The organism is Antrihabitans cavernicola (assembly GCF_008297975.1).
In the GTDB taxonomy this organism is placed as follows: domain Bacteria; phylum Actinomycetota; class Actinomycetes; order Mycobacteriales; family Mycobacteriaceae; genus Antrihabitans; species Antrihabitans cavernicola.
Genome location: NZ_VLNY01000005.1, coordinates 196,782 through 218,188 on the forward strand (window position 1 = coordinate 196,782; position 21,407 = coordinate 218,188).

At 65.1% G+C, this 21,407-nt stretch carries 22 protein-coding genes; 10 read left to right on the forward strand and 12 right to left on the reverse strand.

The annotated features are described in order from the left end of the window. Positions 1–2: 2 nt before the first annotated feature. From FOY51_RS12790 to FOY51_RS12800, 3 genes are all read right to left on the reverse strand, one after another. Positions 3–947, reverse strand: a complete 945-nt coding sequence (locus tag FOY51_RS12790; RefSeq protein WP_149430620.1) for a carbohydrate ABC transporter permease — start codon at positions 945–947, stop codon at positions 3–5. Further along, entirely contained in the window at positions 944–2,239 is a 1,296-nt protein-coding gene (locus FOY51_RS12795) for an extracellular solute-binding protein (protein ID WP_235916314.1), read from the reverse strand. Before FOY51_RS12795 ends, FOY51_RS12790 begins: the two co-directional genes overlap by 4 nt. 227 nt (positions 2,240–2,466) lie before the next feature. Continuing rightward, complete coding sequence (locus FOY51_RS12800) at positions 2,467–2,955, reverse strand: YflT domain-containing protein (protein WP_149430621.1); 489 nt, start codon at positions 2,953–2,955, stop codon at positions 2,467–2,469. A gap of 136 nt (positions 2,956–3,091) precedes the next feature. On the opposite strand from FOY51_RS12800, the gene FOY51_RS12805 reads away from it, so the two are divergent. The 5 genes from FOY51_RS12805 (at position 3,092) to FOY51_RS12825 (ending at position 8,524) form a co-directional block, all read left to right on the forward strand. Further along, positions 3,092–4,372, forward strand: coding sequence for a magnesium transporter MgtE N-terminal domain-containing protein (locus tag FOY51_RS12805; RefSeq protein WP_149430622.1), 1,281 nt, complete (start codon positions 3,092–3,094; stop codon positions 4,370–4,372). Next, positions 4,362–4,925 carry a DUF1003 domain-containing protein gene (locus FOY51_RS12810; protein ID WP_149430623.1) on the forward strand — a complete coding sequence of 188 codons (564 nt, stop codon included), beginning with the start codon at positions 4,362–4,364 and terminating at the stop codon, positions 4,923–4,925. The genes FOY51_RS12805 and FOY51_RS12810 overlap by 11 nt, the downstream gene beginning before the upstream one ends. Before the next feature lie 115 nt (positions 4,926–5,040). Next, positions 5,041–6,372 carry a lytic transglycosylase domain-containing protein gene (locus FOY51_RS12815; RefSeq protein ID WP_149430624.1) on the forward strand — a complete coding sequence of 444 codons (1,332 nt, stop codon included), beginning with the start codon at positions 5,041–5,043 and terminating at the stop codon, positions 6,370–6,372. A gap of 121 nt (positions 6,373–6,493) precedes the next feature. Further along, positions 6,494–7,357: a lytic transglycosylase domain-containing protein gene (locus FOY51_RS12820; protein WP_149430625.1), complete on the forward strand. Its 864-nt coding sequence runs from the start codon at positions 6,494–6,496 to the stop codon at positions 7,355–7,357. Positions 7,358–7,387: 30 nt separating this feature from the next. Further along, positions 7,388–8,524, forward strand: a complete 1,137-nt coding sequence (locus FOY51_RS12825) for an Mrp/NBP35 family ATP-binding protein (protein ID WP_149430626.1) — start codon at positions 7,388–7,390, stop codon at positions 8,522–8,524. A 6-nt stretch (positions 8,525–8,530) separates the two neighbouring features. Here FOY51_RS12825 and FOY51_RS12830 read toward each other — a convergent pair whose 3' ends face one another. From FOY51_RS12830 to sigE, 6 genes are all read right to left on the reverse strand, one after another. After that, positions 8,531–9,076 carry a DinB family protein gene (locus FOY51_RS12830; protein WP_149430627.1) on the reverse strand — a complete coding sequence of 182 codons (546 nt, stop codon included), beginning with the start codon at positions 9,074–9,076 and terminating at the stop codon, positions 8,531–8,533. Between the two features lie 81 nt (positions 9,077–9,157). After that, positions 9,158–10,519, reverse strand: coding sequence for a bifunctional lysylphosphatidylglycerol flippase/synthetase MprF (locus FOY51_RS12835; protein ID WP_149430628.1), 1,362 nt, complete (start codon positions 10,517–10,519; stop codon positions 9,158–9,160). 59 nt (positions 10,520–10,578) lie between these two features. Continuing rightward, entirely contained in the window at positions 10,579–10,989 is a 411-nt protein-coding gene (tatB, locus tag FOY51_RS12840) for a Sec-independent protein translocase protein TatB (RefSeq protein WP_149430629.1), read from the reverse strand. A gap of 15 nt (positions 10,990–11,004) precedes the next feature. Continuing rightward, a complete protein-coding gene (locus FOY51_RS12845) occupies positions 11,005–12,495 on the reverse strand; it encodes a S1C family serine protease (RefSeq protein WP_290367887.1) in 1,491 nt (496 codons plus the stop codon). A 10-nt stretch (positions 12,496–12,505) separates the two neighbouring features. After that, positions 12,506–12,829, reverse strand: a complete 324-nt coding sequence (locus FOY51_RS12850) for an anti-sigma factor (RefSeq protein ID WP_149430630.1) — start codon at positions 12,827–12,829, stop codon at positions 12,506–12,508. Between the two features lie 70 nt (positions 12,830–12,899). Further along, positions 12,900–13,574, reverse strand: a complete 675-nt coding sequence (gene sigE, locus FOY51_RS12855; protein ID WP_187776300.1) for an RNA polymerase sigma factor SigE — start codon at positions 13,572–13,574, stop codon at positions 12,900–12,902. Positions 13,575–13,834: 260 nt separating this feature from the next. Between sigE and FOY51_RS12860 the strand changes: the two genes are divergently transcribed. The 4 genes from FOY51_RS12860 (at position 13,835) to FOY51_RS12875 (ending at position 17,814) form a co-directional block, all read left to right on the forward strand. Beyond that, positions 13,835–14,500, forward strand: coding sequence for an O-methyltransferase (locus FOY51_RS12860; protein WP_371830446.1), 666 nt, complete (start codon positions 13,835–13,837; stop codon positions 14,498–14,500). A gap of 74 nt (positions 14,501–14,574) precedes the next feature. Further along, positions 14,575–15,249 (forward strand): TetR/AcrR family transcriptional regulator, encoded by a 675-nt coding sequence (locus FOY51_RS12865; RefSeq protein WP_149430632.1) that lies wholly within the window; start codon positions 14,575–14,577, stop codon positions 15,247–15,249. Between the two features lie 10 nt (positions 15,250–15,259). Next, positions 15,260–16,180, forward strand: coding sequence for an ABC transporter ATP-binding protein (locus FOY51_RS12870; RefSeq protein WP_149430633.1), 921 nt, complete (start codon positions 15,260–15,262; stop codon positions 16,178–16,180). Continuing rightward, positions 16,177–17,814 (forward strand): ABC transporter permease, encoded by a 1,638-nt coding sequence (locus FOY51_RS12875; RefSeq protein WP_149430634.1) that lies wholly within the window; start codon positions 16,177–16,179, stop codon positions 17,812–17,814. Before FOY51_RS12870 ends, FOY51_RS12875 begins: the two co-directional genes overlap by 4 nt. A 3-nt stretch (positions 17,815–17,817) precedes the next feature. Here FOY51_RS12875 and glgC read toward each other — a convergent pair whose 3' ends face one another. Beyond that, the gene (glgC, locus tag FOY51_RS12880) at positions 17,818–19,032 is read right to left on the reverse strand and encodes a glucose-1-phosphate adenylyltransferase (protein ID WP_149430635.1); all 1,215 of its coding nucleotides are present in this window, start codon (positions 19,030–19,032) and stop codon (positions 17,818–17,820) included. Positions 19,033–19,142: 110 nt separating this feature from the next. Here glgC and glgA point away from each other — a divergent pair, with 110 nt between their 5' ends. Continuing rightward, the gene (glgA, locus tag FOY51_RS12885; RefSeq protein ID WP_149430636.1) at positions 19,143–20,321 is read left to right on the forward strand and encodes a glycogen synthase; all 1,179 of its coding nucleotides are present in this window, start codon (positions 19,143–19,145) and stop codon (positions 20,319–20,321) included. On the opposite strand, the gene FOY51_RS12890 is transcribed toward glgA, so the two are convergent. Beyond that, the gene (locus FOY51_RS12890) at positions 20,288–21,145 is read right to left on the reverse strand and encodes a putative RNA methyltransferase (protein ID WP_149430637.1); all 858 of its coding nucleotides are present in this window, start codon (positions 21,143–21,145) and stop codon (positions 20,288–20,290) included. The genes glgA and FOY51_RS12890 overlap by 34 nt on opposite strands. Before the next feature lie 78 nt (positions 21,146–21,223). Then, complete coding sequence (locus FOY51_RS12895) at positions 21,224–21,391, reverse strand: DUF3117 domain-containing protein (RefSeq protein WP_003931055.1); 168 nt, start codon at positions 21,389–21,391, stop codon at positions 21,224–21,226. Positions 21,392–21,407: the final 16 nt, after the last annotated feature.

Sequence of the window (21,407 nt, forward strand, 5' to 3'; positions counted from 1 at the left end):
TGCTACCGGCCTTCCGCATCGGAACCGGGTGCCGAGGCACCGAACAATTTGATGAAGATCACGGCGATGATCGCGACGCAGAAGAAGATCAGGACGCTGATCGCCGAGCCGAGACCGAGGTTGAACGCCCCGAACAGGTTGTCGTAACCCAGAATCGACACCGAGCCCGTCCCGTTACTGCCCTTGGTGAGTACGTAGATGTTGTCGAAGATGCGGAATGCATCCAGCGTGCGGAAGAGCAACGCAACCAGGATCGCTGGCTTCATCAGCGGAATGATGATGCGTATCAACCGCGTCCACGCACCCGCACCGTCGACTTGCGCGGCCTTGAGCAGATCGTCGGGCACCAGCGCCAGACCTGCCAACAGCAGCAAGGCCATGAACGGCGTTGTCTTCCACACCTCGGCGAGAACGACGATCGCCAACGACGGCAGCTGCTCGGTGAGCGGCGCGCTGCCGGTGGGCAACAGATTCGCGAGGTAGCCGGTGTCCGGCGTCCACGCGTAGTACCAGCTGTATGCCGCCGCGACGGTCACGATGCCGTACGGAATCAGCACGACGGTTCGCACGAGCCCGCGACCGAAGATGGTGCGGTGCATGACGAGTGCGACGGCCAAACCGAGTACGAACTCGATCGCCACGGACACGATGGTGATGCCCGCGGTGACGCCGAAGGCGGTCCACCAGTAACCATCGGACAGAACCGCGCCGTAGTTGGCGACACCGACGAACGACTTGTCGTCGGGGAACGCGAGGTTGTACTTCTGCAGGCTCAACCAGAAGGCGTAGAGGATCGGATAGGCGGTGACGGCGAGCATCAGGATCGCCGCAGGCGCGATCAGCAGCAAACCTAGCCGCTTCTCCGCCTTCTTACCTTCGGACTGCGCGCGAGCCGCGGGCTTGTCCGCCTTGGAATGTTTCGCCGCGGACGTCGATGGCGCGGTCATGGGATCAGCCCCTTCGAGTTGACGGCCTGAGTTACCTGGTCCGCGAGCTTGTCCACGTCACCGACCGGATCGATGTTCTGCGGCGGATTCAAGGAGTCGGTGAGCAGGATCGAAATACTTTGGTACGCGGGCGAAATCGGGCGCACCGCCGCCGACTTGATCGAGCCGAGAACGCCCTGCCACGCCGGGTAGGCCTTTTGGAACTCGGGATCGTCGTAGAGCTTCGCGAGCACGGGCGGAACGCCACCGTTGACGGCGTTGTTGCGTTGGTTCTGCTCGTTGGTGAGGCAGGCCACCGCTTCCCACGCCTCGGGCTCGTGCTCGGTGGTCTTGGCGACGCCGATGTTGAAGCCACCGATGGTCACCTTCGCGGGTTCGCCGGGATTGACCGAGGGGAACGGTGCGCTGGCGAAAACCTTGGCAATGGCCGCGTCCTGCTGATCCGCGGGCACACCCTTCAAGTTCAGGAACGGAACGGCTCCGGCAGCTGCGTTCTCCTTCATGCTGGGCAGCACGAACGGGTAGTTGACTTCCATTGCAGCGTTGCCGAATTCGAGCCCGTTACGGGCTGACGCCTCGTCGCTCTGCGAGATCGACGGATCGTGACCCGGCGCGGTGGCGACCCGCTTGATGATGGTCAGCGCTTTCTCCGTCGCCGCCCGATGTTCGGGGGTGTCGTTGAGGGTGACGGTCTTGCCGTCGTCGCCGACGACGGATCCGCCGGCACTGGCGAGCAGGGTGTTGAACCACACCATCAGGCCTTCGTACTGCTTGGCCTGGACGCCGATCTGCGCAGGCTTGCCCGCGGCCGCGTTCGCCGTCGCGATGTCGATCGCCTGATCCCAGGTCTGCGGCGGCTGACCGTTCGGCATCTCGTCCGGCCGGTACCAGAGCAACTGGGTGTTGGAGTTCAGTGGAACGGCGTAGAGCTTGTCCTTCCATTCCGCCGTCGCGAGCGGGCCTTCAAGCGTGGAGCCGTCTTTCAGCTTCGTCGCGAGGTCGTCGGGTACCGGAAGTGCCCAACCCGCTTCGGCGAACTCGGCGGTCCACACCACATCGAGTGTCATCAGATCGAGCGTGCGGTCGTTGCCCGCCAATCTTCGCGCAAGTTGCAGTCGCTGATCGTTGGCGCTCTTCGGCAGCGTGCGTTGTTCCACCTTGTAGCGCCCACCCGATGCCGCAGTGCAATTCGCCGCGGCTTCCGCGTACTGCTCGGCGCCGTCGGCTGCGGTGTAGAAACTCAGCACGATGCCACCGCTGTCCGAACCGCAACCGGCTATCAGGGGACTCATCACCAGCGCCGAAGCGCCCAACAGCGCGAGCCGCCTCCCTAGATACCGCCGTCTCAGTTGCACAGTCGCCTCCTCTACTGCGGGATGCGACACAAACTTCGTCAGCCATCGTCTCGCACCCGCGGGAGGCGGGGCCGACATTGCACTCGCACTCGGCGTAAAACTATCCGAATTCGTGGGCGGAAAGTGCAAATTCGGCTGGTTTGGTCAACCCGAACTCACACTCTCTACAGTGCGAGCTTTGCCAGCAGGTCGCGTGCGGCCTCCGCGGAACGCGGCTCGCAGAGCACGTCGTAACGTCCGGCAACCAGCTGCATCGTCGACGCGAAGTCGCGTTGACCCTTGGTTGCCGCGTACGGAATCGAGGTGGAGATGACGCCGAAGAAAACGCCGCCGACTATGCCGACCAGCAGCGGACCGAGCAGACCCCCGGTGAAGATGCCCAGCAACAAACCGAAGAACACACCGAGCCAGGCGCCCGAAACAACGCCGCCACCAATGACTTTGGCCCAGGTCAGCCTGCCGATAACGCGCTCGACCTGCATGAGGTCGACTCCGACGATGGTCACGTCCTCCACCGAGAACTGTTGATCGGAGAGATAGTCGACTGCGCGCTGCGCTTCGGCGTAGGTGGGATAGGACCCGATCGGCCAACCGGACGGCGGGGTCGGCAAGCCTTGCCGGGCGCGGTTCGGCTGTCCAAGTGGATTCGTCATGCCTCCATTCTGCCCCGTCGCGCCGACAGATTGCAGCAAACGTCCAGCACCGACGCGTGTGGAGCATGCGCGGCCTAGCGCATATCGGTGTGGTTGACTCGCGTTGCAACTTTCCGTGGCGGCAAAGGAGGACCCCGTGGCAGCGGTGAGCAAGGTGTTCGCGGCCAGGCTCGCAGGCCTCGTCGTCCTCGGTCCCGACGGGGAATCGGTGGGACGCGTTCGAGACATAGTCATCACCGCACGCATCGACAGGCAACAACCCCGCGTCCTCGGTCTGGCCGTCGAGTTGCTCACGCACAGAAGAATTTTCGTCCCCATGTTGCGGGTGACGGCAATCGAACCCAACTCGGTGACGCTCACGACGGGCAGCGTGAGCCTGCGCCGCTTCAACCAGCGGCCCGGCGAAATCCTCGCGCTGGCACAGGTACTCGACTCGCGCGTGCGCGTCGACGATCCGGAACTCGACGACATCGCGGACATCGACGTACTGGTTGTCGATCTGGGTATCGAGCTCACCCGCACGCGCGACTGGGTGGTGTCGCGGGTCGCTGTGCGCGGCCATCGTGGTCGGCTCGGTCGGCGCGGTGCAATACATATCGTCGACTGGCAGCACGTGCGAGGCCTCACCCAGACCGATCTCGCCATGCCCGGCCAGGGAGTCGAACAGCTGCTGCTGCAGTTCGAGGGACTTCGACCCGCCGATGTCGCCAACGCGATGCGTGAGTTGCCGCACAAGCGGCGCATCGAAGTAGCGCTCGCCCTCGACGACGAGCGTCTCGCCGATGTGTTGCAGGAACTGCCGGACGACGACCAGATTTCGCTGCTCGGTCACTTCGAGGAGCGGCGCGCGGCCGACATCCTCGAAGCGATGGATCCCGACGACGCCGCCGACCTGCTCGGCGAACTACCCGGCGCCGAGGCGGAATCGTTGCTGCGCCTGATGGATCCAGAGGAATCGGCACCCGTGCGCCGCCTCCTCGAACACTCGCCGGACACTGCGGGCGGATTGATGACGCCCGAGCCGGTGATCCTCAACCCCGCGACCACCGTTGCGGAAGCGCTGGCGCGCGTACGTAATCCGGATCTCACACCCGCGGTCTCGAGTCTGGTCTTCGTCGTTCGCCCGCCGACCGCCACGCCGACCGGGCACTACCTGGGCTGTGTGCATCTGCAGCAACTTCTGCGCGAGCCGCCGTCGACCCTCGTCGGCGGTGCGCTGGACAAGGACCTGCCCCGCCTGAGTCCCGACGATCCCCTTGCCGCAGTCACACGGTATTTCGCCACCTACAACCTGGTCTGCGGACCTGTCGTCGACGACGAGGGCCATCTACTCGGCGCCGTCACCGTCGACGACGTGCTCGATCACCTGCTGCCCGACGACTGGCGCGAACAGGAGGAAACCGTCGATGGCCGATAAGGCGTCAGCACGACAGCGACTCGACACCCCAATTGGGTCTCGCCGATTCCGCGTCCAGTTCGATGTAGAAGAAGTGGGCAGGGTCGGGGAGAACTTCGCGCGATTCCTCGGCACAGGACGCTATCTCGCGATCCAGACCGTTTTCGTGGTCGTGTGGGTCCTGCTCAACGTATTTGCCATCAAACTGCAGTGGGACCCGTATCCGTTCATCCTGCTGAACCTCGCGTTCTCCACGCAGGCGGCATACGCGGCGCCCCTGATTCTTCTCGCCCAGAATCGGCAGGAGAACCGGGACCGGGTCTCGCTGGAGGAAGACCGGGTTCGAGCAGCACAAACCAAGGCGGACACCGAATTCCTCGCCCGGGAGATCGCGGCCCTGCGCATCGCCGTCGGCGAGGTAGCCACTCGCGATTACCTTCGCCGCGAGCTGGAAGATCTCAAATCGATGCTGGAGCCCGAGGGCGATTCGGAGGACATCACCTCGCACGCCGGCACAGGCGGAAAGAGTTCCGCCAAAAGCGGTTCGGGAAAATCGCGCTCCAAGAGCAAATAGCGTCGGTTCGCCCGTTCCCGGGACCGGTCCATAGCTGCTATGTAACCTGGAACTCGTTGACTTCGGTGACCGGTTCCAGCCGGCCACCGACACGAATCGCGGGTGGTGTGATCGTATGCGGTTGAAGGCGCCAATAACGGTATCTGCGCTGGTCCTGGCCGGTCTTGTGACCGCAGGATCGACGTCGAGCGGCGTGCTCAGTGGTCCAGATCCTCGGACCCCTGAGCCGCTGCTGCGTTCTGCCGCGGACACCATCGCGAGCGCGCAGGCCAGCGAGTACGAGTTGACCAGCTCGGTCGGCATCGTTCCCGCCTCCCCCAAGCCGTCTCGAAAGTTGCGCACAGCGTCGCCGCTCGGTGCGGTCAGCGACGTCGGCGCGGCTCCTTTCGCGGGCGGCATGCCGCTGCGCGACGTCACGCTTCCCGCGGCGCTCGGTGCCTTGGGGATCCCCGAAATCGCGCTGGCCGCCTATCGCAACGCCGAGCTGGCCATGGCCGCGTCCGAACCCAATTGCGGCATCACATGGAATTTGCTGGCGGGCATCGGGCGGATCGAATCAGGCCATGCCAGCGGCGGAAAGACCGACGCCGCAGGTACCACGGCGACAGTGATCGCAGGCCCCGCGCTCGACGGAACGCTGCCGGGTAACGAGGTCATCAAGGCAGCCGACGGCAGCGCGGTCCGAGCTGTCGGGCCGATGCAGTTCCTGCCGTCGACCTGGAAGGCCTACGCGTCCGACGGCAACGGCGACGGCGTCGCAGACCCCAACAACATCTTCGACGCAGCACTCGGCGCGGCCAAGTACCTGTGCTCGGGTGGTCTGAATCTTCGTGATCCCGCGCAGGAGTTGCGCGCGGTCCTCCGTTACAACAACTCGATGGCCTACGCCGCGAACGTGCTGAGTTGGTCTGCCGCCTACCGCGCGGGCGGAGTGCCCGCCGCCGGTCCGGCTCCGGTCGACCTGATTCCGCCGGGAACCTCGCCGATCGACATGTCGTCGCTGATGAACTCGTCCGTTCCGGTGTTGGATGCCAAGCCCGGCGACCCCGCCGCCACCACTACGACGACCGCGCCGACCACCACACCGACCACTCCCGCGCTGATCCCGGGCCTGCCCTCGCTGCCGTGCATGATGTTCTGCCCGCCGACGACGCCACCGCCCGCTCCGAAGCAAGAGTTGCTGGCTCCGCCCACCTCGACGACCCCCGGGGCTCCTGGCGCGACTCCGACGCCCGCTCCCGCCCCGAAGCCCGATCCAGCCCCGGCACCCGCACCGGCTCCTGCACCAGCCCCCGTGCCCGGACCGTTACAAATGCCACAGATCGTGTTACCTGTGATTCCGCCCCTACTTCCGCCGCCACCACCGCCTGCAGGCCCTGCACCTGCGGCGATGCCTGCTCCGGCACCTGCTTTTTCCTTGATTCCACCCCCAGCTCCAGCCAGGTAGATAACGGCCGTTACAGCGTTCGATCACGGTTGAGTAACAAAATAGAGTCGAATCGGGTACTCTCAACTCCGGTCATACAAACGGAGGGCCTCGTCACCGAGGTCACGGGAGGTAACACCCAGTGGGTCGCCACAGCAAGACGTCCAATTCGACAGCTCGTCGCAACACCCTGATCGCTCTCTCGGGGCTCGTGCCTGCCGGATTGGTCACCGCGGTTTCGACCGCAGGTGCGACCCCTGAAGCACCCGTTGTCAGCCAGGCTGCAGACGCCCATGACGTCAGCGCCGCTGTCCCCCTCGCCCAGACGTCCCCCGGATCCGCCAACATCGCCGATGCCGCCACCCCCGCAGCTCTGCTCGCGGCCGCACCCGCCCCCGCCCCGGTTGCCCCGCCTGCACCGACCGGCCCGCAGCTGCCCACGTCCATCGCCGAAAGCCCCATCGGCGTACCGACCATCAACGTCGCCGCATACAAGGCAGCCGAGCACACGCTCGCCGTGCAGAACCCGAACTGCCACATGCCGTGGAACCTCATCGCAGGCATCGGCCGCGTCGAGTCCACCCAGGCGAACGACGGCAAGGTCGACGCCGCGGGCAACATGCTCGACCCGATCTACGGCCCTATCCTCGACGGCAGCCTCGGCGGCAACAACGTCGTCATGGACACCGACGGCGGCGCGCTCGACGGCAACGCCACCTACGACCGCGCGGTCGGCCCCATGCAGTTCCTTCCCGAGACCTGGAAGAAGTACGGCGCCGACGGTAACGGCGACGGCAAGATCGACCCGCAGAACATCTTCGACGCCGCGCTGACCACCGGCAAGTACCTCTGCGACGGCAACCTCGACATGCGCGACCTTGCCCAGCAGTCCAAGGCGATCCTGCGCTACAACAACTCGATGGCCTACGTTGCCAACGTCATGGCATGGTCGCTGGGTTACGCCACCGGCGTCGTTCCCGCCGCGGACGCACTCCCCCGCATCTGACGAAACCGGCCTTTCCGTACGATCGTCCGCATGCCAGTCGTAACAGAATCAGACGTCCGTGCCGCTTTGGCGCGGGTGAACGATCCTGAGATCCGCAAGCCCATCACCGAGCTCGGCATGGTCAAGAGCGTCGCCGTCGCCGACGACGCCAGTGTGGATATCGCTATCTACCTGACCACCGCGGCGTGTCCCATGCGGACCGAGATCAGCGATCGCGTCACCAAGGCCGTCGCCGACGTCGCAGGTGTCGGGCCCATCCGCGTCGAACTCGACGTGATGAACGACGAGCAGCGCACCGAATTGCGCAAGTCGCTGCGCGGGGATTCCGCCGAACCGGTCATCCCGTTCGCTCAGCCCGGCTCGCTGACGCGCGTCTACGCCGTCGCGTCCGGCAAGGGTGGCGTCGGAAAGTCCAGTGTCACGGTCAATCTCGCGGCAGCAATGGCTGCTCGCGGATTGTCCGTCGGCGTGTTGGACGCCGACATCTACGGCCACTCGGTTCCCCGCATGCTCGGCACGGACGCGAAGCCGACGCAGGTCGAGAAGATGATCATGCCGCCGATCGCGCACAACGTGAAGATGATCTCGATCGCGCAGTTCACTCAGGGCAACACCCCGGTGGTCTGGCGTGGTCCGATGCTGCACCGCGCGCTGCAGCAGTTCCTCGCGGATGTGTTCTGGGGCGACCTGGACGTGCTGCTGCTGGATCTGCCGCCCGGCACCGGCGACGTCGCCATCTCGGTGGCCCAGCTGATTCCCGGTGCCGAGATCCTCGTCGTCACCACCCCGCAGCAGGCCGCCGCCGAGGTTGCCGAGCGAGCGGGATCCATTGCGCTGCAGACACGTCAGCGCATAGTCGGTGTCGTCGAGAACATGTCCTGGATGGAGTTGCCGGACGGCACCCGCATGGAGGTCTTCGGCTCCGGTGGCGGTCACGCCGTCGCCGAGCGACTCACCCGAGCTGTCGGTGCGGACGTCCCACTGCTGGGTCAGGTTCCGCTGGAGCAGGCGGTTCGGGAGTCCGGCGACAACGGCGTGCCGATCGTGCTCGACTCCCCGGAATCGCCTGCAGCCGTTGCACTTCGCGATATCGCGGGCAAGCTGTCGGTTCGGCAACGCGGGCTCGCCGGAATGTCGCTCGGGATCGACACGACCCGACACCTGTAAGGTCCGTCAGCCTTCGGGCTGCCAGAGGGCGCCCATCGTCGTGGCGCCGTCCAGCGACTCACGAATGATGTCGGCATGCCCGCAATGGTGGGCCGTCTCGCGAATGACGTGCAACACCAGCCTGCGCGCACTGCACCATTCCCGTTTCGGCGCCCAGGGCGCGGTCGGCAGCGGAATCGAGTCGTCGAGGCTGCCCAGTTCCGCGACTGCCTTCTCGGTTTCGGCTGCAACCTTCTGGTACTCGACCAGTAGATCGGCCATGGTGTCCTGCTCGCCCATCGTGTACGCGTCCGCGATCGCGTTCATGTCGACGACCGCATTCTCGTCCCGCTCGACGATCCGCGAGATGGACGCACGCTCGGCCTGCGCAACGTGCTTGATCAGCCCACCGAGGGTCAGTTCACTCACCGTGGTTCGCTGACGCGCCTGCTCGTCGGTGACGCGGAGAACGGTCAACCTGAGCAGGTTCCGCTGATCGGCGAGAACGGTGAGCAGATCCAGCTTTTCACCGGTGACATCGACGGTGAGAGTGGTGGGCGTGTACAGCGTCATCGCAGTTCGTCCTTCGAGTCCGGCGTGGTTGTCACGACACAGACTAGAACCGATCGCGGACGAATACCGTCCTGAATCTGCTCAGTACTGACTGCGGTTGGGCATGAATTCGAGGGTCAGCAGGGCGAACGCCGCAGGAATGACCTCGACCGGACGCAGCAGCACGAACCGCTGATCACCGAACGAACGGAACTTGCGCAGGAAGCGGTACAGCGACTCCAGGCACAGCAGGGCGTCGCCCATGTGCACCGTCGCGTAGGCCACGCTGGCGCCGAGGCTGCGCTGCTCGTTCTCGAACAGTTCAGGGAAGGCGGCGAACGCCAGTGACACCCGGCGAGCGCCGATCGACTTGGCGTGTTCGATGAGATCGATCGTCATACGCTCGTCGATGCCGTTCGGCGAATTCTTCGACCGCCACGGCACATCGATGCTCAGCTCGAGCCCAGCAGAGTTGGTGCCGTAGCGCTGGAAACCGACGGCACGCCCGGTGGCATCACGCGCGATCACCAGCAGCATCCCGGGATGCCTACCGTCGAGCAGATGATCCAGGATCATCGAGAAACCGCGCGTCTGCCTGCCCGCATGCCACTCGTCGACGATGGCGAGCAGCTCTGCCCGAGTTTCGTCGGAGATCGCTGTCTCCCAGACGATTTCGGTGCTCACGCCGGCATTGTGCGTCCGGCTCACAGCCTGGCGCAGGTTGCGGAAGGTCCGACCTTCCAGCGCAAACGTATCGACGTCGATCACCACGTCGCGGCCGATCGCGACCGCCGCAAGCGGGTGCTTTTCGGTCGTGATCCGCCACAGCTGCGTTGCCCGCACGCCCGCGCCCAGCACGGCGATGCGCCAGCCGTGCAGCCGGGCGAACTCGGCGAACTCGTTGATGAGCTCGGGAAAGTCGTCGGCGTTACCGATGGGATCGCCTGCGACGACGGCCATACCGATCCGCGTCCGGTAGGCGATGGCTGCGGTGCCCGCCTCGTTGAAGTAGTAGCTCTTCGAAGAATGGAAGGCGAACGGTGCGAGCGGGTCGTCCTCGGTGCGGTCGACCAAGCCCGCAACCCGGCACAGTTCCTGCGGCTGTGGGGTACTGCGTTGCGGCAGCATCAGCATCAGTCCCGCGGCGGCAATCGCCACGAAGCCGATTCCGAGATGATCTGCACGGTAGGCGAAATCACCGACGACGATCGCGACAACTGCCATCGTGACGTGCACGAGGGTGACGGGACGGAACAGGTGCAGGCCGCGCGCGACGAAGAGTCCGGCGAGCGCCACCGCGAGCAGCCAATGCTCGCTACGCAGGCCGTGGCCTGCACGAATCGCGCCGTATACGAGGGCGAGACTGATCAGCAGTGCAGCCACACACAGAATTGGCCGTAGGGTTGCCGGAGCAGATCCCGAGATTTCCCGATACCTGGTGCCGGTGGAAACTCTTGTACGCATGCAGTCACCTCCACCATTGCGAACAACTTCGCATGGCTCAGTATTTCACGCTCAGCGTATCAAGTTGCGTCCGGATCGATAGGTGGTCGTTCGCCGGACGAAAGCGGCTTCGGCTGCGGGGGCGCAGCACTGCCACCCGACGAAACCGAACCGGTGGACGAGGCAGAACCGCTGGCGTCGAAGTTTCCGGTGAAGATCGAATCGTCACCGTCGAGCAGATGCTTGGTAATCATCGAGCGCGGTGTCATGCCTCGCAACTGATTTAAGTCCGAAAGCGGCTTGCGCAGATCCTCGAACTCAGGACCGAGCTCGTCCTTGAGCTGCTGGGTGGCGCCACTCGCGTAATTACGCACCTGGCGCAGAGTCTTCGTGGTCCACATGACAGCACCGGGCAGCCGCTCGGGCCCCAGAATCACCAGGGCAGCAACGAGCAGCACCATCATCTCGCCCCAACCGATGTTGCCGAACACGTTTCGATCCTACGTTCAATCCGAAACAGGAGTGACTTGGAGATCTACCAGCCTGCCGTCGCGCACCAGTTGTAGCGGCACCGTTGCTCCGATCGGCTGCATTTGCACCGCGACCACCAATTCGTCCGCGCTGGTGACCTGACGATCGCCGACCTTCACGATCACATCGCCTTCGACAACGCCCGCCACCTGTGCCGGGCTGCCCGCCTTCACGTTGGCCACCTCTGCCCCGCTGGTCGCGTTGTTGACGACCGAGCGCGAGTTGATACCGATCTCGGGATGGTGCATCTGGCCATCGCGGATCAAGGCTTGCGCGACTCGGGTCACGTCGTCGATGGGGATAGCGAAGCCGAGGCCGACGGACCCGCCACTCTCACTTCGGATCGCGGAGTTGATACCGATCACGCGGGCGTCGTCGTCGAGCAGCGGGCCACCGGAGTTACCTGGGTTGATGGCCGCATCTGTCTGCACCGCGTCGATGACGGCGTCCGTATCCGTCCCTTCACCGCTGAGTCGAACCGGACGATGCAGGGCACTCACGATGCCCGCGGTCACGGTTTTGCTCAGCCCCAGCGGCGAACCGACGGCCACCACGTTCTCGCCGACCTGCACGTCTGCCGACTTGCCCAGCTGCGCGACGGTCAGTTTCTTCACGTCGACTTTCAGTACGGCCAGGTCGGTCTTGATGTCGCGTCCGACGATCTGACCGGGCACCTTCGTGCCGTCCGAGAACGTGACCTGCAGCGTCGCAGCCTTGTCCGTGGCGGCCATCGAGATCACGTGGTTGTTGGTGACGATGTAGCCGGCCCCGTCGATCACGACGCCGGAGCCGGTGGAGCTGTTGTCGCCCAACGCAGCCTGGATCGAGACCACAGCGGGCAGAGCGGCGTCGGCGACCTTCGCCACCTGGCCGCGTGGCTCGTCGGAGTCGGCGCTCGACTGCTGCAGCGCTACCTTCTTGCTCGTCAGATCGCCCGCGACTTCGGCGGTGAGCCTGCCTACCAACCCACCGACCAGTCCGATCAACAGCGCGACCCCTGCGAGGATCGCGAGAGCGCGTGGGGCGACCCGGTGGCCGAACAGCACTTGCCGGATGTCGAGCTTCTCGGCAGGTGGCAACGGCTTCGGCTGGTCCTTCACGATCGCAGGCGCACCGAGCCGAACGCCCGCCTCGGGATCGCGCCACGGATCGCCCGGCTCGTCTTCGACAGCACCGTCGGCATCGGCGAGCGGGTCGCGCTGAATCGAGTCCGACTCGCCGGCAGGGCGACCGAACGCCTCGGCAAGTATCGGGTCCGGAGGGCGAACGCTCAGCTCAGGAGTCGAATCGCTGCGCCGGGCGGCAGGTGAGAAGGCTCCGTCCACATCGTCAGGTCGGGAGAATGCGCGCGTTGCACCGGGGTCGACGTCGGGCCGATAGACCGGTCGAGGACCCAGAACGGGGGCATCAGCAGGTCGCAGATTCCCTGACTTGTCTTGCTGTGGCTTGGTCGGTTCCGAGGTCACTCGGCAGACTCTACTTGCGCCACCGCAGCGACCACCGTCTGCTCACCGACTCGACGTGGAATTTGCCGTGGCCGCGGTTGCAGGGCGATTCGCCGAGCGGGATCTGGCGCAGGGTGCCGAGCAGCGAGCTCGGCATGGCGATCTCGCCGGAGTGTCGCAGTGCGCGGCGCGCCTGCTGCTGTGCGTCGACTTCGGCAGCACAGTCCATGCATACCGCGAGATGCTCGGCGGCTCGCAGGTACGCATTCATCCGCAGTTCGCCGTCGACGTATGCGGCAATAGCCTCGCTGGCGAGATGCTCGGTCGACCCGAACTGGCGAGGACCCTGCGTCATCAATACCTCCTGGTCGATACGCGGCCGGTGGCCGTGCAGCGTCCCGGTACGAGGAGTCGACCGGCGCATCTCAGCCAACGCTGAGGTGCTCGTCGTCGGAGTTCTCCGCAGCAGTGCGCGCAAGATGCTCACGCAAGGCTTGCCGCCCGCGGTGAATACGACTGCGGACGGTACCGAGCTTCACTCCCAGTGTGGCACCGATCTCTTCGTAGGACAGGCCCTCTATGTCACACAGCACAACTGCGGCGCGAAATTCCGGCGCCAGCGAGTCGAGTGCCGACTGCAGGTCCGGGTCGAGGCGAGCATCGTAGAAAGCTTGCTCGGGGGTGGGGCCTTCGGAAGGGACGCGATCGTAGTCGTCGGGAAGCGCTTCCATGCGGATGCGGTTACGACGCCGGACCATGTCGAGGAACAGATTGGTGGTGATGCGATGGAGCCAGCCCTCGAACGTGCCCGGCTGGTAGCTGGACAGCGAACGGAAAACGCGAATGAAGGTTTCCTGTGTGAGGTCTTCGGCGTCCTGGGCGTCGCCGGAAAGCCGGTACGCCAGTCGGTACACCCGATCTGCATGCTCACGAACCAGCTCGTCCCACGACGGCATCGCGGATTGCTCACCGGTTGCGTCGAACACTGCAGTACCGGACAGCGAGTCCTCGGACCCGCCCTCCACGGCTTCCGGTCGAGCATCTACCTCGGAGGTGGTGACCTCCGGAAGGCTCGAGCGGTCGCGATTCGCATTGACCATGTGAATGGGTGGAACCTCCTACTCGGGACCGCCGACAAAATCTTCGCGTCAGCGCTGTACAGGGTTGAACTCTCCGGTCGGTACCTTTGTTCCCATCGGCCCGGTCCTTGTGTCCGCATTCCCCCGAAACAACGTGTCGACAGTTCTTCGCATCCGCGGTCGGATGGTCTTGCCTACGACTACCTTCTCCGACGCCGATATGGCGGGTGTGTGAGGAAGCTGAGGGATCGCTGAGAATATTGGCTCGTCGCGCCTCGCCGATCGACAGCACTTGCGGCGATAACCTCGGGTTCGTGGCCACAAATGCTGAACGAACCCTTGCTTACGTCGAAGATTCCGTCGTCGAAGACGAGGTTTTGGTAGCGGCGAGGGAGCGCGCGGAGGATCTGGGCGCCGCACCCGTCCCGCCGTCGGTCGGTGCGCTCCTGAGCATGTTCACCCAGATGCTCGACGCCAAAACCGTTGCCGAGGTGGGAACGGGTGCGGGTATCAGCGGGCTGTGGCTGCTCGACGGCATGCGCGACGACGGCACGTTGACCACGATCGATGCCGAGCCCGAGCACCAGCGGGCTGCCAAGGAGGCGTTTCGCGCAGGCGGAATCCCGACGTCGCGAACGCGACTGATCAACGGTCGGGCCCTCGACGTGCTCCCACGGCTCGCCGATTCCGCCTACGACCTGGTCTTCGTCGACACCACGCCGGTCGACCACCCGCTCTACGTCGAGCAGGGAGTTCGGCTGCTGCGCCCCGGCGGCGTGATCGTTTTTCACAACGCCCTCTACGGCGGCCGCGTCGCCGATTCGACCCAGCGCGACGCCGCGACGGTCGCCGTTCGTGCCGCAGCCCGCGCTATCGCGGAGGACGACAGGCTCACCAAGGTGATCATTCCGGTCGGCGACGGGCTGCTCTGCGCCTCTAGGGGTTGACCGACGCAATCTTTACGGACCTTTGACGGCTATCCCCTTGCCAAGAGATTGAACGGCTGTTTAATGTCTTGAACATGCGTGCAACCGCGGCGAACATCGAGGACCTCACAACACGAGCGCGAATCCGTGATGCCGCCATCGAGGTATTCGGCGAACAGGGCTTCGGTGCCGGGGTACGAACGATCGCCACAGCCGCAGGGGTGTCGCCCGGTCTGGTCAACCACCATTTCGGCTCCAAGGACGGCTTACGCGAGGAATGCGATACCCACGTTCTCAATGTCATTCGGGTGTCGAAGAGCGAGTTCCTGACCGAACCCAGCGCGTCGAGCTTGTTCGAGCAGCTCGCCGAGATCGAGGAATACGCGCCCGTGTTCGCGTACATGGTGCGCAGCTTCCAAACCGGTGGCGCACTCGCCGTCTCGCTCTTCGAGCACATGGTCGCCAACACCGCGCAGTACCTCGCCGACGGTGTCGCCGCAGGGACACTGCGGCGCAGCCGAGATCCGGATGCTCGTGCGCGCTACCTGACCCTGCTCAGCATCGGAACCATGCTGCTGCATCTGCAGTTGCAACCCGACACCGACGGACCGGTCGACCACCGTCGAGCTCTGCGCGCGTTGACAGACGACGTCATGTTCCCCGGCATCGAGCTCTTCACCGAGGGCATGCTCGCCGACTCGACGCTGTTGGACGCACTCGTCGCGCGCAGGGCAGAACACACCACAACGAACGAAGAGACCACAGGCTAGGAGAAGGTCAATGTCAGGGATCATCGAAGTTCGCAAGCTGGAGAAGACGTTCGGAACCGCGCGCGCCCTCGACGGGCTCGACCTGGAAGTCGCAGAGGGCGAGGTACACGGATTCCTCGGACCCAACGGCGCAGGCAAGTCGACCACGATTCGAGTGCTGCTCGGCATCCTTCGTAGAACATCCGGCGAGGCAAGGCTTTTCGGACGCGATCCATGGACCGACGCCGTCGCCTTGCACCGTGACATCGCCTACGTGCCAGGCGACGTCAACCTGTGGCCGAACCTCACCGGCGGCGAGACCATCGACCTGCTCGCTCGCATGCGAGGCGGACTCGACGACGGTAGGCGCAGCGAGCTGATCGAACGCTACGACCTCGATACCAAGAAGAAGGCGCGCTCGTACTCGAAGGGCAACCGGCAGAAGGTAGCCCTGATCTCGGCGTTCAGTTCGACTGCCTCGCTGCTGCTGCTCGACGAGCCGACCTCGGGCCTGGATCCGTTGATGGAACAGGTATTTCGCGACTGCGTCGGCGAAGCGCGCGAGCGCGGCGCAACGGTGCTGCTGTCCAGCCACATCCTCTCCGAGGTAGAGGCCCTCTGTGAACGGGTCACGATCATTCGTGCCGGACGTACCGTCGAAACCGGCACCCTCGACTCGATGCGGCACCTGAGCCGAACGTCCATCACCGCCGAATTGCTAGGCGATCCAGGCGATCTGAGCAACTTCCCCGGCGTCGCGGACGTGAAATTCGACGGCAACACGCTGCACTGCCAGGTCGAGAGCGAGAGCCTCGGCAACCTGATCCGCCTACTCGGCGACACGGGTGTGCGCAGCCTGATCAGCACGCCGCCGACCCTCGAAGAACTGTTCCTGCGTCACTACGAAGTCGACGGTGGCGCAACTCCCATTGCGGAGAAGGTGCGCGCATGACTACCGCAACCCTCCCGGATAGAGCTCCGGCACAGCCCCTTCCGACCTCGTCGAACTTCGCGGGGACCCTGTACCAACTCCGACTGTTCTTCCGCCGCGACCGGATCGTGGCACCGTTGTGGGTGCTGATCCTCGGCTACTTGCTACCGATCACGTACGTCAAGAGCATCGCGAGCGTCTACCCCACCGAGGCCGACCGCGTGAAGTTCGCGACCAGCACCGCGGCCAGTCCGGCCCAAATCGCCATGTACGGGCCGATATTCAATTCGAGCGAGGGGATGGTGACGATCTGGAAGGCCGGCGCCTTGTTCACGATGATCGGCGTCGCAGTGATCCTCACTGTCATCCGGCACACCCGGGTCGAAGAGGAAATCGGCCGGGCCGAGCTGGTCGAATCGACTGCCACCGGAAGGTATTCCGGATTGACGGCGGCACTGGCGCTGGCCTGCGGCGGCTCGGCGATCGCCGGATTGCTGGCGGCGGTGGCGCTCCTGTCGGGCGGCCTTCCCATCGGCGGGTCAGTCGGATTCGGTGCTGCACTTGCCGGTTCCGGATTCGTGTTCGCGGGAGTCGCCGCTGTCGCGGCACAGTTGAGCACCGGTGCGCGTACCGCGCGCGGCGTCGCTTTCGCTGTTCTCGCAACGACCTTCGCGTTGCGCGCGGTCGGCGACGCCGGCTCCGGCCAGCTGTCCTGGTTGTCGCCGCAGGGCTGGTCGTTGCAGCTGCGCCCCTATGCGGGAGAACGGTGGTGGGTGCTGCTGCTGCATGCGCTCACCACGGCGGCCCTGATCGCCGCGGCGTATGCGCTGCTGCGCAACCGCGACGTCGGCGCCGGACTGATCGCGGAGCGTCCCGGATCTCCGCGCGCCTCCGCAGCACTGTCCGGCACCGTCGGGCTGGCGTGGCGAATCCAACGCGGCACCATGATCGCGTGGACCGTCGGGCTCGGCATCTACGCACTGCTGATCGGCAGCGTCGCGAAGGGCATAGGCAACGAAATCGGCGACAGCAAGGTGATCACCGACATCATCGACAGGGCGGGTGGGCCGAGTTCGCTTGAGGAATCGCTGATCGGTTTCGGATTCACCGCTCTCGGCATTGCCGCTGCCGCGTACACGATCTCGGCAACGTTGCGCCTGCACAGCGAAGAGGCCGCCGACCGGGGCGAGTCGATTCTGGCGGGTTCGATCGGCCGTATCCGCTGGGCGCTCAGCCACATCGTCTTCGCGCTGCTCGGACCTGCCGTTGCGCTGGTCGTTGCGGGGCTTGCGGCCGGCCTCGCCTACGGAGTCGCGACCGACGACATCAACGGAAAGTTGCCTGCTGTCCTCGGTGCCGCGCTGGTGCAGCTGCCTGCGATCTGGTTACTGACCGGCGTCACAGTTGCGCTCTTCGGCCTCGCACCGCGGTTCACACCGGTGGCGTGGGGAGTGCTGGTCGCATTCCTGCTCTTGTTCGTCGCGGGGTCGGCTGCCAACCTTCCGCACGCGATACTCGACCTGGAGCCGTTCAGTCAGCTGCCCAAGCTGCCCGGCGGCGATTTCGTTGCGGCACCGATCCTCTGGTTACTACTGATCGATATCGCACTGATCGCTGTAGGCCTGCTCGCCTTCAAGCGGCGAGACCTGCGTTGACGCCTAGATCCAGATTCCCTTACCGATGGTGACGACGCCGCCCGCACTGACTGCGAACCGTTCGCGGTCGCGCTCCAGATCGACGCCGATGATTTCGCCGTCACCGACGACCACGTTCTTGTCCAGGATCGCCCGCCGCACAACGGCACCCTTGCCGATGCGGACGCCGGGCATGATCACGCTGCCCTCGACCGTTGCGCCGTCTTCGATCATCACGTTGCTGCTCACCACGGAGTTGCGGACGGTCGCGGCGGACAGTATGCACCCCGCACCGACCACCGATTCCTGCGCCAGACCACCCTGCACGAACTTGGCGGGAGCCAGGTTCTCGGCGGCACCGCGGATCGGCCAGCGACGGTTGTAGAGGTTGAACACCGGATGCACCGACACCAAGTCCATATGGGCGTCGTAGAACGCATCGATGGTCCCGACATCGCGCCAGTAGCCGCGGTCGCGATCGGTCGCGCCGGGAACCACGTTGTCCTTGAAGTCGTAGACCGCGGCATCGCCGGAGGCGACCAGAGCGGGAATGATGTCGCCACCCATGTCGTGATCGGAGTCGGTGTTCTCCGAGTCGGCACGAATGGTGTCGACGAGCACCTTCGCGGTGAACACATAGTTGCCCATCGATGCGAACGTCGCATTCGGGTCGTCCGGCGTTCCCGGCGGATGCGCGGGCTTCTCGAGGAACTGGGTGATCCGCCCGGACTCGTCCGCGTCGATGCAGCCGAAGGCCGTCGCCTCGCTGCGCGGCACTCGGATACCCGCGACCGTGACGCCCGCACCGGATTCGATGTGCTGCTGCACCATCTGCTCCGGGTCCATGCGGTAGACGTGATCCGCGCCGAAAACCACGATGTATTCGGGGTCTTCGTCGTAGATCAGGTTCATCGATTGCAGAATCGCGTCAGCGCTGCCGGTGTACCACCGCGGGCCGAGACGCTGCTGCGCCGGAACCGGTGTGATGTATTCACCGCCGAAACCGGAGAGCCGCCAGGTCTGCGAAATATGGCGGTCGAGCGAATGCGACTTGTATTGAGTCAGAACGCAGATGCGCAAATACCCGGCGTTCACCAGGTTGCTCAAGACGAAGTCGATCAGGCGATAAGCACCACCGAACGGCACGGCGGGCTTCGCGCGATCCGCTGTCAACGGATACAGGCGCTTGCCCTCTCCACCGGCGAGCACAATTCCAAGCACATGCGGCTGGCTCCTCACACTTGTCAACCTATCCGTACGTCATCCCACCCGCCAGCATTGGGACACAGTTCGTGCGTTCGAGCCCGATATCGGTAGCCGGATAGTGCGCTGGCGGTTACGTTTATGGCGTGCGGGTAGCGATGATGACGAGGGAATATCCGCCGGAGGTTTACGGCGGCGCAGGCGTACACGTGACCGAGCTCGTCGGCCGGTTACGGGAGCTCTGCGACGTGGATGTGCACTGCATGGGCGAGCCCCGTGCGGGCGCGGAGGTGCATCAACCGGACCCCGCCCTCGACGGCGCCAATCCGGCCATCCGCACCCTCTCCGCAGAGCTGCGCATGGCACAGGCGGCAGGTGGCGTCGACGTCGTGCATTCGCACACCTGGTACAGCGGTCTGGCCGGTCATCTCGCCAGCGCGCTCTACGACGTGCCGCATGTCCTGACCGCCCACTCGCTGGAGCCGCGGCGCCCGTGGAAGGCCGAGCAGCTCGGCGGCGGGTACCGCATCTCGTCGTGGTCCGAACGTAACGCGGTAGAGAACGCCGATGCCGTGATCGCGGTCAGCGAGGGCATGCGTCTCGACGTGCTCGACGCGTACCCCGCGCTGGATCCAGCGCGAGTTCATGTGGTGTGCAACGGAATCGACACCGAGGTGTGGCACCCGGGTGCACCGGCAGCCGGCGAGCGCGACGTGCTCAGCGAGCTGGGCGTGCGGCTGGATCAGCCGATCGTCGCCTTCGTCGGCCGGATCACGCGACAGAAGGGCGTCGGACATCTGCTTGCCGCGGCGGCCGACTTTCACCCCGACATCCAACTGGTGCTCTGCGCGGGTGCGCCGGACACGCCGGAGATCGAAGCCGAGACGGCTGCTGCCGTCACCGAACTCGCGGCGCACCGCGGCAACGTCTCGTGGGTCCGCGAGATGCTACCGACCGAGCAGATCCGTCAGATTCTCTCGGCAGCAACCCTTTTCGTCTGCCCGTCGGTCTACGAACCACTGGGCATCGTGAATCTGGAAGCGATGGCAACGGAGACGGCGGTCGTCGCGTCGGACGTCGGCGGGATCCCCGAGGTGGTCGTCGACGGCACCACCGGGCGGCTGGTGCACTACAACTCGTACGAGCCGCGCGCCTTCGAGCAGCAACTCGCGGAAGTCGTCAACGCTGTCGCCAGCGATCCGGAACGCGCTGCCGCGATGGGCACGGCAGGTCGCGAGCGGGCGATCGCCGAATTCTCGTGGGCACAGATCGCGCGCCAGACGATGGCCGTCTACGACGACGTGATCGCCAAGCGCGGACGATAGGTCGATACGACCACCGACGCGGTCACCGTCGCCGGCGCCTCGATGGCGGCGACGCGTTCGGTCAGTTGACGATCGTCGATGTGTCGCGCCGACGGCCCCATGGCCACGACCGCACGAATCGCGTCGGCGTCGAGCGTCATCGGGTACTCCACCGGTGTCCGGGCGATCCGATCGAACCGACCGGCCATCGAATCGCCGAGGCGTCGGGTCTTGTCCTCGTCGACGCTCACCATGCCGAGCGGCTCGATCAGTTCGATCAGATGCCGCGGCGTCGGAGTGACAACGATGAATGCGCCGTCGCTGGAGGTGACACGTCGAATCTCGTCCGCATTCCGCGGCGAGAAGATCGAAAGCGTGTGCGTGATCGAGCCGTCGAGAATCGGCAATCGCTTCCACGCATCGGCAACCACCGAACCCAACCGATCGTGCGCTCGCGCAATGCGTCGCGCCGCCGCCTTCGAAACATCGATGCCGATCGCCTGGGCGTCCGGAACTTCGTCCAGCGCTCGGGCGACGTAGTGCCCGGTGCCAGCACCGATTTCCAGAATGCGCACCGGCGCAGGCCCTCGGGTGTCCTCGATCGCCCGCGCGACGGCGTCACCGATCGCATCGAAATGGCCGTCGTCGAGAAAGTCCGCGCGCGACGCGATCATCTCGGCGGTGTCGCCGCTGATCTTGGACGCGGCACCGGTCGACAGGCTCACGTAGCCCTGGCGGGCGATGTCGAAACTATGCCCGAGTTGGCAGAGAACGATGCGATCGTCGATCTCGACGCTCGATCCGCACACCGGGCAAGCCAGTAGATCGACGATGTCGGCGAGCATCAGTGCCTCATCGCGCCGGACACCAAAAGGCCCCGCAGCCTGCCGAACGGCATACGGGGCCGGCGACGGGAGCTGTCGCTAGCTGGTGACACCTTTGAGTTCATCACCGAGAGCCGCGGCTTCCTCCGGCGTGAGTTCGACGACCAGACGACCACCGCCCTCGAGCGGAACCCGCATGACGATTCCTCGTCCCTCTTTGGTTGCCTCGAGGGGACCGTCCCCAGTGCGGGGTTTCATGGCCGCCATCCCTGCTCCCTCCAGA